We start from the raw sequence: 15,139 nt of genomic DNA on the forward strand, positions 1-15,139 counted from the left end.
CGCAAAGTGCGCGCGACCGCTTTTTTTTGACGATGGGGCTAAATATTTGCGCGGCCCGTTCGTCTATCAGGGAGGAACGCCGCAACGGGGCCGGCCCCGCTCGCTGCGTTCGCGCCGGATTTGCCGTTTTCGCGTTATTGCCTGCCTTCTCTTTACCGACGTTGCCGATGACAGCCGCCCACGAGCCCTCCTCCCCGCCGTCCCTCGACGCTTCCCCCGCCCGCCCCGCGGCGCGCCTGATCCTTGCGCTGCTGCGCGAAAGCCGCGTGTCGCTCGCGCTGGCGCTCACCGCGTGCGTGCTGAACGGCGTCGCGAGCGTGCTGCTCGTCGCGACGCTGAACCGCGCGCTGTCGCAACCCGCGGCGGCCGATGCGTCGCTCGCGTGGCGCTTCGCGCTGTGCGCGGTGATCGCGCTCGTCACGCGCATCGTGTCGGGCACGCTGTTCGCCCGCCTGTCGCAGGACACGATGGCGCGGCTGCGCGTGCATCTGGCGCGGCGCGTCGGCGCGGCCGAATTGCGCGACATTGAACGAATCGGCGCCGCCCCCGTGCAGTCGGTGCTGACCGACGACGCGACCAACGTGTCGATGCTGTTCTTCGCGTTGCCGAACCTGGTCATGCACGGCTCGATCGTATTCGGCTGCCTCGGCTATCTGGCGTGGCTGTCCTGGCCCGTGTGCGTGCTGGCGCTGGCCGCGATCGTCGCCGGCTCGCTCGGCTATCACACCGGCGACCGCCGCGCGATCGCGTCGCTCGAAGCCGCCGGCCACGCGCAGGACCGCCTGTTCGGCTATCTCGGCTCGCTGTTCTCCGGTGCGAAGGAGCTGAAGCTGCACGATGCGCGCGCCCGCCAGTTCGTCGACGGCCAGCTCGGCGCCGCGATCGGCGAGGTGCGCGACCACCGCCGCCGCGCGTTCAGCGCGTATGCGGTCGGGGTCGGCTGGATCATCTTCCTGTTCTACGTGTTCCTCGGCATCGCGTCGTTCTGGCCGCAGCTCGGCGTGCATGCCGACCCGGCCGCGGCCGCCGGCTACGTCGTCGTGTTCCTGTTCATGCTCGTGCCGCTCGACGGCCTGCTGAACAACCTGCCGACCGTCAACGCGGCGCGCGTGTCGCTCACGCGGATCGAAGGTGTGATGGCCGAATTCGGCGCGCTGCGCACGGTGCCGCCCGCGGCCGATGCGCCCGACGTGCCGCCGGCCGGCGCCGTCACGCTGCGCGGCGTCACGCACGCGTATTTCCACGAGCGCGACGAACGGATGTTCAGCATCGGGCCGATCGACCTGACGATCAAGCCGGGCGAGCTCGTGTTCATCGTCGGCGGCAACGGCAGCGGCAAGACGACGCTCGCCAAGGTGCTGACGGGGCTCTACGAGCCCGAGCAAGGCACGATCGAGGTCGACGGCCGCACGATCGGCTGGCGCGAGCGCGCGGCCTACCGGCAGCGCTTCAGCGCGGTGTTCAACGATTTCCATCTGTTCGATGCGCTGCTCGGCATCGTCGACCCCGACGATCCGTCGCGCGCGCAGGCCGACGCGCGGGCGAACGCGCTCGTCGCGAAACTCGCGCTCGACCACAAGGTGAAGGTGGTCGACGGCGCGTTCTCGACGCGCGCGCTGTCGACCGGGCAGCGCAAGCGGCTCGCGCTCGTCGTCGCGTATCTGGAGGATCGTCCGTTCTACCTGTTCGACGAATGGGCGGCCGACCAGGATCCGTCGTTCAAGGCCGTGTTCTACGAGCAATTGCTGCCCGAGCTGCGCGCGCGCGGCAAGGCCGTGATCGTGATCACGCACGACGACCGCTACTTCAACCTCGCCGACCGTCTGCTGAAGCTCGACAACGGGCGCATCGTCAGCGACACGCAACCGGCGCGCCTGCGTGCGCAGGATGGCGTCGATGCGCTGAGCGCGTAACGCGACGGCCGATCGAAAAATCGCCGACACGCTGCACTGGCAGTGTGTCGGCGATTGTCGTTTCGGCAGGGAATCGGGCTCACGCGTGGAGAAAAGGAAAAGGCGGAAGCCACGCATCGTCAAGCGAACACGGCGTCCTGCCAGTCAACGCGGCCGCCCGCGGGCGGCATGCTCCGCGCACTCAGCGCACGGCCGGCAGCTTCAGCATCGTGTCGGTCATCACGTCGGCCAGCTTCAGCGCCGACATCGGGCCGCCGAACCCCCAGATGTTGCGCTCGATCAGCGCGATCCGGTGCGCCTTCAGCGCGGGCACGAAACGCCACACCGGCGAATCGAGTTTGGCTGACAACGGCACGTCCATCCCCGACGCGGTCACGAACAGCACGGCGAGATCGCGCTGCCGCAGCAGATCGGCCGACGTCACGTACAGCGTGCCTTCCCGCGTCGGCTTCTTCGGCCACGGATCGAGCCCGAGCGCCCGCGCGAGGCCCGCGGACGTACTGTTGCCCGTATAGGCCCAGTAACGATCGGGCAAGCCGAGATCCTGCAGCAGCGCGACGCGCTCGCCGGTGCGGCCCGCGGCCGCGAGCCGCGCCGCATTGCGCGCGATGCCGGCGTCGAGTTGCGCTTCGACTGCGTGCGCGCGCGCGTCGCGCCCCGTCACCGTGCCGATCGTCCGGAAGATCTGCCGCATCCAGTCGAGCTGCGTGACCGGCACGCCGCCCTCCGACACGTTCGGGCTGAACTGGAACAGGATCGTCGGCGCGATCCGGTCGAGCGCGTCGAAGATCGGCGCATGCCGGAAGCCGACGCCGATGACGAGATCCGGCTTGACCGCCGCGATCGCCTCGAGGCCCGGCTCCTGCCGCGAGCCGACGTCGGTCACGCGCGCGAGTTGCTCGCTCCGGTAGCCGAGCCAGCCCGGGTAGAACGCCGTATCGGCCATCCCGACCGGCACGATGTCGAGCGCGATCACGCTTTCCGCGAACATGAAGTCGAGCGCGACCACGCGCTGCGGCCGCACGGGCATCGTCGCGCTGGCTTGCGACACGACGGGATTGCCGGCCAGCGACACGGCGCCCTGCGTACCGCTGGCGCCACCCGGCGCGGAAACGGCGGCCGCCGCTGTGGACAACGCGCCGCAGCACGCGGCGCCGAGCGCCGCGAGTGTACCGAGCGCGTGCCGGCGGCCGGTAGGCGTCACCGGGTCGCGTCCTGCTCGGCCAGCGCCGCGTCGTCCATCGTCAGTAGCAGGGGGCAGCTTCCACACAGTTGCGTTTCTCCAGGAATTTCGTAGCGCAGGCAGCACACGCGGCGCGCGCGAAACGGCGTCGGCAGCAGCGGCGAGCGCGGCAGCGCGTCGCGCACGGGCATGCGCAGCGGATTCGGCTCGCCGTGCATGCAAGTCGAACCGAACAGCCAACCCGCATCGCGAACGGGATCCGCCGCGCACGGCAGCGAACGATACGTATCGAGCAGATAGTCGAGCAGATTGCCCGCGTTGCTCCACAGCACGCGCGGCGTGACGCGGCCCATCGCCGCGAGCAGGTCGATCACCGCACCGAGATGCGCGACGAGCCCCGCATAGCGCGACTCGGGATCGTCGCACGGCGCACCGAGCGCATCGCTGGCGAAATACAGCGCGGCCGGCATCCCGTCGTCGAGCGCGACGAACGTGCGCTCGGGCGTCATGTCGAGCGGCCGGCCGAGCGTCAGCGCGGCGACGACGCCGGCCGGCGCCGCGCGGCCGAAATAGTATTTGCTCCACTGCGACATCAGCGCACGCGCATGCTGCGCCGGATCGCCGCCGTAATGGTCGACCATCGCGCGGAGCACGGCGTCGCGGTGCGCAGGCAGCGCACTGACGGGCACGACGATGCGGTCCGGCGCGTGCGCGTCGTCGGGCATGCCGAGCCACACGACGTCGAGGTGGTCGGCGAACGGTTGCGGCGCGAACGCCGAAAACCGCGTGGCGCGCGCGCCGTCGTGCGACGGCGTCATCGCCCCGCGCGCCGGGCGCGGCGCCCCTCGAGAATCAGCAGCCCGAGCAGGTACGGTGCGCCGATCAGCGCGGTGAGCACGCCGGCCGGCACTTCGCGCGGCGCGACGACGATGCGCGCCGCGAGATCCGCGACGCCGAGGATCAACGCGCCGCACGCCGCCGCGAGCCACAGCCGCGTGCGATGCCGGCGCGCGCCGAGCATCGTCGCGACGTGCGGCGCCATCAGCCCGATGAAGCCGACCGGCCCGACCGCCGCGACCGCCGCGCATGCGGCGAGCGTCGCGATCGTCAGCGCGAGCGGCCGCAGCGCCGCCACCGGCAGGCCGAGCGCAGCGGCCTGGTCGTCGCCGAGCGCGAGCATGTCGAGCGGTTTCGCGAGCCACGCGAACACCGGCACCGCGAGCACGCACCACGGCAACAGCATCGAGACCTCGCCCCAACTGCGGCCATAGGTGCCGCCGACGAGCCACACGACGAAGCGCGCGGGCTGCACGCTTTCCTGCGTGATCAGCCACTGCGCGAGCGTGGTCCACAACGCGCCGATCACGATGCCCGTCAGCGCGACCGCGAGCGGTGCGTAGCGATGCCGGTGATTCAGCGCGAGCGTGATCGCGAGCGACAGCCCGCCGCCGATCAGCGCGGCGGCGGCAAGCGTCACGTGGCCCATCAGCGGCCACGTCGACAACGCGAACAGCGTGACGAGCCCCGCGCCCTGCGTGACGCCGAGCACTTCGGGGCCTGCGAGCGGATTGCGCACGACGCTCTGCATCGCGACACCGCTGACGGCAAGTAGCGCGCCGGCGAGCAGCGCGCACAGCAGGCGCGGCATGCGCAGGTCGATCAGCATGCGTGCGAGCGCATCGTGACCGGACAGCGCGGCCGACCAGCGCACGGGCGACAGCCACTCAGGCCCGGCCGACACGCCGACCAGGACCACCAGCACGCCCGTCGCGACGAACAGCGCGGTGCGCAGCGGCCAGTCGAGCCGTTCGAGCCAGCCGACGAGCCGCGTCGCGTCGCCACCCGTCGCGCGTTCGGCATCCGCGTGCAGCACGCCCGACCACGCGGCGCCGCGCCGGATCATCGCGAGCATCAGCGGCGTACCGACCAGCGCGATCGCGACGCCGGTCGACAGCGTCGCGTCGAGGCCCGACGCGAGCACCGCGCTGTCGGTGACGAGCACGAGCGCGCCGCCGGCGAGCGCCGACAGCGGCACCAGCACGCCGAGCCGGGCCGCGCGCGCGCCGCGCACCTGGCGCAGCAGGTTCGGCGCGACGAGGCCGACGTACGACAGCGGGCCGGCGATGCTGACGGCCACGCTCGTGAACGCGACCGCGACGATCGTCGCGGCGAGTCGCGTCGCATCGACGCGCACGCCGGCCGCGGCCGCCGCCTCGTCGCCGAGCGTGAGCGGATTCAGCGGCCGGATCACGAACGGCAGCGCGATCAGCGGCACGACGAGCCAGCGCGCGGCGAGCGCGAGGCCCGTCGCGCCCGGCTGGTACAGGCTGCCGTTGGTCCACAGCGCGGCGCCCGCGATGTTCTGCTCGAAGAACGCGAGCACGAGCGTCGACAGTGCGGCGAACAGCAGCATGCACACGCTGCCCGCGAGCACGAGCCGCAACGGCGTCGCGCGCCAGCCGCCCGCCGCGACGATCGCGCACGCGGCCGCCGCGAGCCCGCACACGAACAGCAGCGGCACCGACGCGACGCCCGCCAGCGCGGGCACGAGCATCGCCGCGAGCAGGCCGAGCTGGGCGCCGCCCGTCACGCCGAGCAGGTCGGGCGACGCGAGCGGATTGCGCGTGAGCGACTGGAACAGCGCGCCGGCGATGCCGAGGCAGCCACCGGCGACGAGCGCGGCCGCGACGCGCGGCAGATTGAGATCGAACAGGAACACGTGCGCGAGCGACGCGGCATCGCTGCCGGGCGCCGCGCCCCACCACACGCGCAGATCGGGGGCAATCCGCAGCGCCGCGAGCAGCGCGATCAGCGCGACGAGGCCGAACGCGAGCGCACCGGCCCGCCCCGTCGTCGCTCCGTGGCCCGCAGCCGCGAGGCGCTTGCGCATCGCGAACGTCGTCATACGGCGAGATCCCGGTCGAAGACGCCGGCCGCCTGCGCCGCGCCGTCGGTCGACGGCCCGTAGGCCGGCACGCACATCGGTGCGCCCGTGCGCGGATGCGCGAGCTTCAGCATCTCGACGCCGAACGCCGCGCGCAGCCGCGCCGGGTCGAGCATCGCGTCGGGCGTGCCCTGCGCGACGAGGCGGCCCGCGCGCATCAGCACGATCTCGTCGCTGTACGCGGCCGCCTGGTTCAGGTCGTGCAGCACCCACACGATCGTCAGCCCGCGCGCGCGGTTCAGCGCACGCAGCGCATCGAGGATGTCGAGCTGGTGATGAATGTCGAGATAGGTCGTCGGTTCGTCGAGCAGCACGATCGGCGCCTGCTGCGCGAGCGCCATCGCGATCCATGCGCGCTGGCGTTCGCCGCCCGACAGCGCGCCGACGTCGCGCTGCGCATCGTCGGCGAGGCCGCTCGTCTCGAGCGCCTCGTCGATTGCCGCATGGTCGATCCGCGACAGGCCGCGCAGGAAGCCGCCGTACGCATAGCGCCCGTACGCGACGAGCTCGCGCACCGTGAGGCCCGACGGAATCTGGTTGAACTGCGCGAGCATCGTCAGCTCGCGCGCGAGCGCGCGACGGCGAAACGATGCAAGCGGCTTGCCGTTCACTTCGACATGGCCGGCACGCGCGGGCTGCAGGCCCGCGAGCGTGCGCAGCAGCGTGCTCTTGCCGCAGCCGTTCGGCCCGCACAGCGCGGTGACGCGGCCGGCCGCGATCGACAGGTCCAGTCCGTCGATCACGACATGGTCGCGATATCCCACCGACAGCCCGCGCGCGGCAAGCGCGGCGGTACTACGCGTCATCGATCCTCCGTTCGGTCGCGCGGGACCGTGTAACTCTGCGCCATCGCGACGACGACCTTGCGCGGCCCCTCGAACGGGTCGCGTGCGTGCGCGCTCAGCATGTTGTCGAGCATCAGCACGTCGCCGGTGCGCCACGGGAACACGATGCGCTGCTGGTCGAGCACGCCGCGGATCTCGGCGAGCGCGTCGGCCTCGAGCGGTTCGCCGTCGCCGTAGTACACGTTGCGCGGCACGTTCTCGAGCCCGACCGCGTCGACGAGCGCTTCCTGCATGTCTTCGTCGAGCGCCGACAGGTGAAACAGGTTCGCCTGGTTGAACCAGACGCGCTCGCCCGTGCGCGGATGGCGCGCGACGGCCTGGCAGCGTTCGCGCGTGCGCAGCAGCAGTTCGCCGTCGTCGTCGGTGCGCCACGCGCACTCGATGCCGCGCGCCGCGCACATCCGCTCGACCTCGGCCGGCTCGTCGGTGCCGAATGACTGCTGCCACGGCAGGTCGAGCCCTTGCCCGAAATTGCGCACGTACAGCAGCTCGCGTTTCTCGAAGCGCGCGACGAGCGCCGGATCGAGCGCACGGTACACGGCGCGGCTGTCCGCGATCGGCGTCGCCCCGCCCTTCGGCGCGGCGAGCGCGCAGTGGAACCAGATGCGCAGCGGCCATTCGCGCGTGTACGACTGTTCGTTGTGCAGCGGAATCGCGCGGTGCGGCGGGTATTCGGTCGACGTGTAGACCGCGCCTTCGACCTGGCTGCGCGGCGTCGACGCGTATTCATAGCCGATCAGCGGATCGCCGAACGACGCCGCGAATTGCTGGAACGCGTCGATCGACGGCACGCGAAAGCCCGTGAACAGCACGCCGCCCGCCCGTTCGAGCGTGTCGGCCGCGATCTCGCGCGCCAGCGGCGCGACGTCGTCGATCGACATCCCGTCGTTGCCGCGCGGCGACACGACGGTGGGCAGCCCCGGCTCGATACGCAGGTCGTCGAGCGTCGGCAACGAAAGCAGGGTCATGCAAACGTCCTCTTCAGGTGAGGCGCCGCACCCGCGGCGCAGCAGATCACGACGCGCGCGTCGCGCGCTCGCCGTCCATCGCGCGGCGCAGGCTCGCCGGGCGCATGTCGGTCCAGACGGTCTCGATGTGCGCGAGACAATCGGCCTTCGGGCCGCTCACGCCCACTTCGCGCCAGCCGGCGGGCACGGGCCGGAACGTCGGCCAGATCGAATACTGTTCTTCGTCGTTGATGACGACCGTATAGACGAGATCGTCGGTGTCGGCGGAAGGCGTCGGGGCTTGCGTCATGATCGGAAATCGCTGGGCGGTTGAAGGAGGCGAAGCGGCGGATTCGGCCGCTCCTGTCTGATAGACGGTTGACCGGCGCGTATTTTTACCGCCGCCGCGCACGGCCGCCGAGGAACACCGGGCAGGCGACGCCGCGATGGCACGCGTCGAGGCATTCCGCGCAATGGCGCTCCGCGTCGCGCACCATGAAATGCACGAGCGTCTGCGACACGTTCAGCGCGCGCGCCGCGGTCTGCAGCGTCTCCTCGCGCAGCCGCACCATCTCGAAGGCCGCACGGCTGCGCGCCGGCAGGTCGTCGAGCGCGGCCCACACGCGCCGCAGCGTATCGCGCGTCATCAGCGCGGCTTCCGGCGTCGGCTCGGGCGACGGCACGTCGAAGCCGTCGTCCTCTTCCGTGTGATAGACGTTTTCCAGGCTCTGCCGGCGGCATGCGTCGATCGACGCATTGCGCACCATCCGCGTCACGTACGCGACCGGCTGGCGCACCGCGTCCTGGTTCGGAAATTCGACGAGCTTCACGAACACGTCGTGCACGACGTCTTCCGCGCGGCTCGCGCAACCGACGAAGCCGCGCGCGACGTTGACGAGCATCGCGCGATGGGCGATCAGCACGTCGAGCAGCGCGCCCTGCGCACGGGGCTCGGACGCCCGGCGCGCACGCGGCGCGGCGCGCGGCGGCAAGTCCGGACAACTGCCGAGGAACGGGTTTGCCGCGGTCGCCGCCGGTCGGTCGAGTACTTCCGCCATGGCCATCGATCTGCTCCGTCAAATTCCGAGATAACGAAATTTAACGTAAACGCAAATCATTCTCAATCCGATTACGGGATGCCCCTTTGGGTCGTCAGGATTTGTCTGAACAATGGACGGAGTCGTCGTCGGCGCGGACGGGTGCGCATCTGCGCTGCGCGGACGGCCCGCACACCGCGAACGCATGCTTTCACGTTCCTGACGAAACGCCTGCACGTGTCATCGGCGGTAGCAACTTCTTACCGCGTGAAATTTTGGGGGCTCGTACGATCCACTTGCCGTTACCAAGGGAGAACGACATGAAATCCATCGTGTTATCCGCAGTCATGGTGGGCGCGCTCTCGAGCGTGATGCTCGCCGGGTGCGTCGCCTACCCTGGCCCCGCCGAAGTCACGATCGGCTGGCATGGCGATCGTTACTGGGACGGAAATCGCTACTGGGAGCGCCGCGACTGGGAAGCCCGGCATCCGGGCCCGCGTGACGACCGCGATCGCCGGGATGACCACCGTGACGACCGTCGCGACGATCAGCGGCCGCAGTGGTGATGCCGCTGCGCACTCTTGATTCATCATTCAACGACAGGACCTCGACATGAAGACGCTACTGAAAACCCTCACCGCCGCCGCCGTGGCCGCCGCCGTGCTCGTGCCGGCCATCGCCGAAGCGCATCCGCACCGCGTGTGTCACTTCGAGCATCACCATCACAAGGTGTGCCGCTGGGTGCGTTGAGCGTCGCGTAGCCGATGCGAAGAAGCGCCGCTTGCCGGCGCTTTTTTTCGCGGTCGATGCCAGGCGGCGTCCACGCTAGCGCTGCCACCGCTCCGGCGCGAGCCAGATCGGAAACGACAGGATCACCGCGAGCCCGTGCCCGTCGATACCGGACGTCACGTCGACCGCCCCGCCATGAGACTCGGCGATGCGCGCGACCAGCGACAGGCCGATGCCGCTTCCCGGCTGCGCAGTGCCCGGCACCCGGTAGAAGCGTTCGAAGATTCGCTCGCGCTGATCGATCGGCACGCCCGGCCCGTCGTCCGCGATACGCAACCTGACCCGCCCTGCATCCGCAACGCCATCGCATGCGATCTCGACCCGCCCGCCTTCACGGCCGTAACGCAGCGCGTTGTCGATCAGGTTGCGCACCGCGATCGCGATTTCGTCCAGGTCGCCCCACACGCATACCGGCTCGACCGCCACCCGCACCGTCTGCCCGCGCGCATGCGCGGCCGCGTCGAAGTCGCTCGCGATCAGCGCAATCAGCCGTGCCAGGTCGACCGGCCCATGCTGCTCCGCACGCGAGCCGGCATCCAGCCGCGCCAGCTCGAGCAATTGCGCCGACAGCCGCGCGCTGCGCTCGACGCCCGTTGCCAGCCGGCGCAGCGCGGCGTCCTTGTCCGTCGGATCGTCCGCCCGCAATGCCACTTCCGCCTGCGCCGACAACGCCGCCAGCGGAATGCGCAATTCGTGCGCCGCATCGCCGATGAAACGGCGCTCGGTATCGACGGCCTGGCTCAGCCGCGCGAGCAGCCGATTGAACGATTCGACGAGCGGCCGGAGTTCGCGTGGCAGCATCGTCAACGGCAACGGTGAAAAATCGAACGCGGCCTTGTGCTGGATCGCCCGCTGAACCTCGCGCACCGGCCCGAACGACCAGCGGATCCCCCACCAGATCGCCACGCCCAGCATCGCGAGCATCACCGCCGTATTGAACAGGCCGAGCTGCACCGCATTGCTGGCCTTCTCCTGCCACGTCGTGGCCGGCCCGCCGGTCTGCACGTGAATCCGGCCGGCCGGATCCGACAGCGAATAGACCCGCCAGGTCTCGTCGCGTGCGATACCGCGCCCGGCGCTCACGCCGTAGCCATTGCGCATGTCCGGCTTGAGCGCGGGTCCCGGCGCATCCGCGCTGTGCATGACATTGCGGCCGTCGACCCAGATCTGGAACGCGACGTCGTATTTGCCGTACGCCGTTTTCGGCAACACCGCCTGCGTGCGCACTTCGGGCAGACGATCGATCGTATCGGGCAACGACAACAGCAGCAGTTGCGCGGCGCCCTCGAGCAAGCCGTCGCGCCAGCCGCGCTGTTCGCGCCACAGGCCGATGCCGAGAAACGCGCCCCAGCCGGCCCAGAACACGACGACCGTCGCCATCACGGTCGCGAGCAGGCGTACGCGCAGCGACCTCATGCCGTGCCCTCCCCGACGCGATAGCCGAAGCCGTGCACCGTCACGATCAGCTCGTCGCCGAGCTTGCGCCGCAATTGATGGATGTACACCGCGATCGTGTTGCTTTCGATTGCGCCGTCGTTGCCGTACACGCGCTCCTCGAGCTGCGCCCGCGTGACGACTCGCCCTTGCCGCTCCATCAGCGCGAGCAGCGTCCGGTATTCGTGGATGCTCAACGCGACCGGTTCGCCGGCGCGCGTGACTTCCCGGCGCGCCGGATCGACATGGACATCGCGGCACACCAGCCGCTCCGACACGCGGCCCTGGCTGCGGCGCGTCAGCGCCCGAAGCCGCGCATACAGCTCGTCCAGCTGGAACGGCTTCACGAGATAGTCGTCGGCGCCGGCGTCGAGGCCGCGAATACGGTCGCTCAACTGATCGCGCGCGGTCACGATCAGCACCGGTGTCGCATCGTAGTTCGCCCGCATCGCGGCCAGCAGCGTGAAACCGGACGCGCCCGGCAGTTGCAGGTCGAGCAGCACCGCGTCGTAGTCGTGCCCGACGAGCGCGAGCCGCGCCGCCGGCACGTCGGCCGACCAGTCCGCGCGCCAACCGTTCTGCGCGAGGCCGGCCCGCACGGCGTCGGCCAGCATCACATCGTCTTCCACCAGCAGGATATGCATCGGTATCGCTCCTCGAATGGCGAGGTCGCCAGCCTGACGGACCGCGATTAAAAACTTCTTAAAGCCGAGGGGCCACGATGCGCATCGATCGCCGCATTGCCGGCGCCATGCATCCGGCGCTTTCCAGAGAGGCCCGCCATGACCGTGTTCCGTTCTTCGATTTCGTTGCTGCGATGCAAGACGGCGCGGCGCGCCACCTTCGCGCCGGGCCGGTGCGCGCCATTCTGGCATGGAAGGCCGCACGCGTCGTGTCCGTCGTGCTGGTCGTGCTCGTCGTGCACGGGTCGCACGGGAGCCGCGCGATGAACCAGTTCGCCACGCTCGTCCCGTTCGGCCTCGCGCTGAGCCTGGCCAGCGCCAACAGCATCGTCTGCCTCGCCGGGCTGTCGCTGATCGAACGGCTGATTCCCGTGCTGCCGTCGCACGTGCTGCTCGCGATGATCGGCGTCGCCGGTGCGCAAGGCGCGTGGACCTTGCCGGAAGCGATCGTCGTCACGGTGCTCGGCAGTTTCGCCGGCTGCCTCTTTCATTACGTGCTCGGCAATCTGTGGCCGGAAGACAGCGTGCTGACCCTGCTGCGCCGCCTCGCGCCGCTGGGCCGGCTGCAGCCCGCCAGAATCGACGCGCTGATCGAAAGCATCCGCGCGCGGCCCACGCGGCTCGCCCTGTGGTCGCAACTGGTGCCGTTCGTCCGGCTCGTCGCGCCGGCGCTCGCCGGATTGCTCGAAACGAGCTTCACGCGTTTCGCGTCCGGCGCCGCGGCCGGCATTGCGCTATGGAACACGCTGTTCATCACGGCCGGCTATCTCGCCGCGCAAGCGGTCGCCTAGCCGCGCCTGTCATTGACCGATCGACCCTCCAGGAGCCTGTCGATGCGAATCCCCGATTGGATGCTGTTTCTGCGTAGCTGGTGGCGCAATCCGCGCCGGGTCGGCGCACTTGCGCCGTCCGGTCCGGCGCTCGCCGCGTTGATCACCGCACAGGTGCCGTGCGACGGCGCGGCCGTGATCGAACTCGGCGCCGGCACCGGCGTGTTCACGCGCGCGCTGCTCGCACGCGGCGTCGCGAGCGATCGGCTGGTGTTGGTGGAAGCCGATCCCGGTTTCGCGAACGCGCTGCGGCATCAGTTTCCGGCGTTGCGGGTGATGCAGATGGACGCGGCCGAGCTCGGGACGACCGGCGACTTCTTCGGCGGGCAGCGCGCGCAGGCGATCGTGAGCGGGTTGCCGCTCGTCGCGATGCCGGTCGAACAAGCCGTCGCGATCGTGCAGTGCGCATTTGCGCGCCATCTGGCCGCCGGTGGCGCGTTCCATCAGTTCACCTATGTGCCGCGCTGCCCGATTCCCGCGCGCCATCTGGAAGCCATGCGCATTCGCGCCGTACGGGTCGGCGTCGCGTGGATGAATTTTCCGCCGGCCTTCGTGTACCGGTTCGAACGGCTGGGTGAGGTGATCGGCCGGCACCGGGCCGGTGCGAAGCCGTCGCTGGATGAGGTTGCTCGAGCAACGGCTTCGTAGGGTCGAGACACGGCCCGGCGGTTCGTGCTGCCGTACGCTGCCCCGGCGACGGGCCGCGCGCGTTCGCTCGGGTCGCGCCGATCCCGGTCAATGGATCGACGCCGCACAACGCTCAATACAGGAAAATCCGGATCGTTGCGGCCGCATCGAACGGCCCGATCTTCGGTGGTCCGAACGACTTGAGCACCGCATCGAGCAACACGCTCTGATTCGCGACGTTGGCCGGAAACTGCGTGAGCGTGAACTGCTTGTTGAACTCGATCGCCTTGCCCTGGCTGTCCTCGAGGCCGATGCCGAAGTTGCTCTTGCTGTCAGGCACCAGCAAGCCGTTCTGCACGATGCCTTTCGTCGCTTCGAAGTAACCGTCGACGCGCACCGGAATGCTGCATTTCTTCGTCAGCGACAGCGAAAACCGCCGGCGCGGCACGGCCGGCAGGAAGCCGTTGCCGGATGTCTGCACCTGCCCGAAATTGACGATGCCCGGCTCGGGCGTCACCAGCACGTCGACCGTGCACGGCGTCGGCTTGAGCTTTTGCAATCCGCTCAGGTAGTAGCGGAAGCTCCCGTTGCTGTTCAGCCCGCGTTCGCCGTCGAACTGGAACACCGCGTAGACGTCCGACGGCGGCGTCACCCATGTTCCGCGCTTGCGCACGACGATCTGATACGTGATGCTGATCGGCACCTTGGGGCACCGCCCTTGCCCGACCTCCCAATCGCTCAAATGGCACACACCGACGGAGCTGCCCGTATCGATGCGATCGCCTTGCAGGTTGCCGCGCCCGTAATGGTCTTCGCCACCGTAGCGAATGCCGACTTCGAGCCCCCATGCCGCCGGATTCTGCATCGCCGGATTCGCGTAGAAGTAAACCTGCTCGGGGAAGTTCTGCAGCCTGGGAATATCCTTGTAGCAATAGCCGGTCGTCGTGCGCGGCGGGGAAACCCAGATCACGTAGCCGTCCGGCGCGTCGGTCGGATACGACGCGACGTTGCCGATCGATTCGGTCAGCGACATGCCGCTGCCGTTCGCGACGCATTTCAACGCCCACGCCGGCTGCGCAAACGCGACGAACAGCGCGAGCACCCACCACCGGAGCCACCCGGGCGTTCGCGTCGCCGCCCCGCTTCGAGCGCCCCCGCTCATTTCTTCACGCTCTTGCACACACCGGCCTCGCACGCATACTCGACCGCCACCTGGCCGCCGTAATCGTCGATATGCGTGACGAACAGCGTCGATGGCGTCGCCGCCTTGAACGGCACGTCGGCCGTGCTCATCGGGCTCACCATCGTCGGCTCGATCGGCACCGGCGTTTTTTGCGCGCCCGCGCTCACGTCGACCACCGTCACGTGGTACGGCGTCGGGTTGTCGAACACCAGCTTGTGCGCGGCCGCATCCACCCGCAGCGTCATCGGCAGCGTCCAATCCTCGTCGCGCGCGGGCTGCACGGCCTTCGGCCGGTAGAACAGCTTCATCTGCGTATGCAGCGCGATCTGCAGCGTGTTCGGCGTGTCGGTCTTCGGCGGCACTTCGCGGATGTTCAGGTAGAACACCGTTTCTCGATCGGCGGGCAACTGCGCGCCGGGCAGCTTCGCGATCCGCAGCACGTTGCGCTCGTTCGCCTCCACCCGCTGCAGCGGCGGCACGACCATCAGCGGCGACGTGATCTTGTTGCCCTTCGCATCCTCGAGCCACGACTGCACGAGATACGGATACGTCGTGCTCTTGTTGGCGATCGTCACGATCGCGGCCTGCTCGCCTTCGTTGAAGATCACGCGCGTGCGGTCGGGCACGATCGCCGCATGCGCGGCGCCTGCCAGCACCGCACCGACGGCCGCGAACGCGCACAGCGCGCGCCGCGGGAAAGCAAGGGAGAAAACGTTCTTCATCG

Annotated in this window: 16 protein-coding genes; 5 read left to right on the top strand and 11 right to left on the bottom strand. The window is 69.6% G+C overall.

From position 1 onward, the window contains the following. The first annotated feature begins 167 nt into the window (after positions 1 to 167). Positions 168 to 1,913: a cyclic peptide export ABC transporter gene (locus WS96_RS03500; RefSeq protein ID WP_059830703.1), complete on the top strand. Its 1,746-nt coding sequence runs from the start codon at positions 168 to 170 to the stop codon at positions 1,911 to 1,913. A 181-nt stretch (positions 1,914 to 2,094) separates the two neighbouring features. Here WS96_RS03500 and WS96_RS03505 read toward each other — a convergent pair whose 3' ends face one another. The 7 genes from WS96_RS03505 to WS96_RS03535 form a co-directional block, all read right to left on the bottom strand. Beyond that, positions 2,095 to 3,117 carry an ABC transporter substrate-binding protein gene (locus WS96_RS03505; protein ID WP_059830704.1) on the bottom strand — a complete coding sequence of 341 codons (1,023 nt, stop codon included), beginning with the start codon at positions 3,115 to 3,117 and terminating at the stop codon, positions 2,095 to 2,097. Then, positions 3,114 to 3,914: a siderophore-iron reductase FhuF gene (gene fhuF / locus WS96_RS03510; RefSeq protein WP_059830706.1), complete on the bottom strand. Its 801-nt coding sequence runs from the start codon at positions 3,912 to 3,914 to the stop codon at positions 3,114 to 3,116. The genes WS96_RS03505 and fhuF overlap by 4 nt, the downstream gene beginning before the upstream one ends. Then, positions 3,911 to 6,001, bottom strand: coding sequence for a Fe(3+)-hydroxamate ABC transporter permease FhuB (gene fhuB / locus WS96_RS03515; RefSeq protein WP_059830708.1), 2,091 nt, complete (start codon positions 5,999 to 6,001; stop codon positions 3,911 to 3,913). The genes fhuF and fhuB overlap by 4 nt, the downstream gene beginning before the upstream one ends. Then, the gene (locus WS96_RS03520) at positions 5,998 to 6,846 is read right to left on the bottom strand and encodes an ABC transporter ATP-binding protein (RefSeq protein WP_034207281.1); all 849 of its coding nucleotides are present in this window, start codon (positions 6,844 to 6,846) and stop codon (positions 5,998 to 6,000) included. The genes fhuB and WS96_RS03520 overlap by 4 nt, the downstream gene beginning before the upstream one ends. After that, positions 6,843 to 7,853, bottom strand: coding sequence for a TauD/TfdA family dioxygenase (locus tag WS96_RS03525; RefSeq protein WP_059789845.1), 1,011 nt, complete (start codon positions 7,851 to 7,853; stop codon positions 6,843 to 6,845). The genes WS96_RS03520 and WS96_RS03525 overlap by 4 nt, the downstream gene beginning before the upstream one ends. A 46-nt stretch (positions 7,854 to 7,899) precedes the next feature. Next, positions 7,900 to 8,142 (bottom strand): MbtH family protein, encoded by a 243-nt coding sequence (locus WS96_RS03530; RefSeq protein ID WP_006476052.1) that lies wholly within the window; start codon positions 8,140 to 8,142, stop codon positions 7,900 to 7,902. An 85-nt stretch (positions 8,143 to 8,227) separates the two neighbouring features. Then, complete coding sequence (locus WS96_RS03535) at positions 8,228 to 8,896, bottom strand: RNA polymerase factor sigma-70 (protein ID WP_059785676.1); 669 nt, start codon at positions 8,894 to 8,896, stop codon at positions 8,228 to 8,230. A gap of 293 nt (positions 8,897 to 9,189) precedes the next feature. Here WS96_RS03535 and WS96_RS03540 point away from each other — a divergent pair, with 293 nt between their 5' ends. Both WS96_RS03540 and WS96_RS33985 read left to right on the top strand, forming a co-directional pair. Continuing rightward, a complete protein-coding gene (locus WS96_RS03540; protein WP_059830710.1) occupies positions 9,190 to 9,435 on the top strand; it encodes a hypothetical protein in 246 nt (81 codons plus the stop codon). 46 nt (positions 9,436 to 9,481) lie between these two features. After that, complete coding sequence (locus WS96_RS33985; protein WP_014897078.1) at positions 9,482 to 9,619, top strand: HHHH-motif protein; 138 nt, start codon at positions 9,482 to 9,484, stop codon at positions 9,617 to 9,619. Between the two features lie 75 nt (positions 9,620 to 9,694). On the opposite strand, the gene WS96_RS03545 is transcribed toward WS96_RS33985, so the two are convergent. Beyond that, entirely contained in the window at positions 9,695 to 11,074 is a 1,380-nt protein-coding gene (locus WS96_RS03545) for an ATP-binding protein (protein WP_059830713.1), read from the bottom strand. Then, positions 11,071 to 11,736, bottom strand: coding sequence for a response regulator transcription factor (locus WS96_RS03550; protein WP_034207275.1), 666 nt, complete (start codon positions 11,734 to 11,736; stop codon positions 11,071 to 11,073). The genes WS96_RS03545 and WS96_RS03550 overlap by 4 nt, the downstream gene beginning before the upstream one ends. 212 nt (positions 11,737 to 11,948) lie before the next feature. Between WS96_RS03550 and WS96_RS03555 the strand changes: the two genes are divergently transcribed. Together WS96_RS03555 and WS96_RS03560 are read left to right on the top strand one after the other, a co-directional pair. Next, positions 11,949 to 12,566: a DedA family protein gene (locus WS96_RS03555; RefSeq protein WP_257127928.1), complete on the top strand. Its 618-nt coding sequence runs from the start codon at positions 11,949 to 11,951 to the stop codon at positions 12,564 to 12,566. A gap of 42 nt (positions 12,567 to 12,608) precedes the next feature. Next, positions 12,609 to 13,253, top strand: coding sequence for a class I SAM-dependent methyltransferase (locus tag WS96_RS03560; protein ID WP_156443565.1), 645 nt, complete (start codon positions 12,609 to 12,611; stop codon positions 13,251 to 13,253). Between the two features lie 112 nt (positions 13,254 to 13,365). On the opposite strand, the gene WS96_RS03565 is transcribed toward WS96_RS03560, so the two are convergent. Together WS96_RS03565 and WS96_RS03570 are read right to left on the bottom strand one after the other, a co-directional pair. Next, positions 13,366 to 14,394, bottom strand: coding sequence for a fimbrial protein (locus WS96_RS03565; RefSeq protein ID WP_059830714.1), 1,029 nt, complete (start codon positions 14,392 to 14,394; stop codon positions 13,366 to 13,368). Then, complete coding sequence (locus WS96_RS03570; protein WP_059785665.1) at positions 14,391 to 15,137, bottom strand: fimbrial biogenesis chaperone; 747 nt, start codon at positions 15,135 to 15,137, stop codon at positions 14,391 to 14,393. The genes WS96_RS03565 and WS96_RS03570 overlap by 4 nt, the downstream gene beginning before the upstream one ends. Positions 15,138 to 15,139 lie beyond the last annotated feature (2 nt).

Origin of the sequence: Burkholderia sp. MSMB1835 (assembly GCF_001526365.1) — a bacterium.
Lineage (GTDB): Bacteria > Pseudomonadota > Gammaproteobacteria > Burkholderiales > Burkholderiaceae > Burkholderia.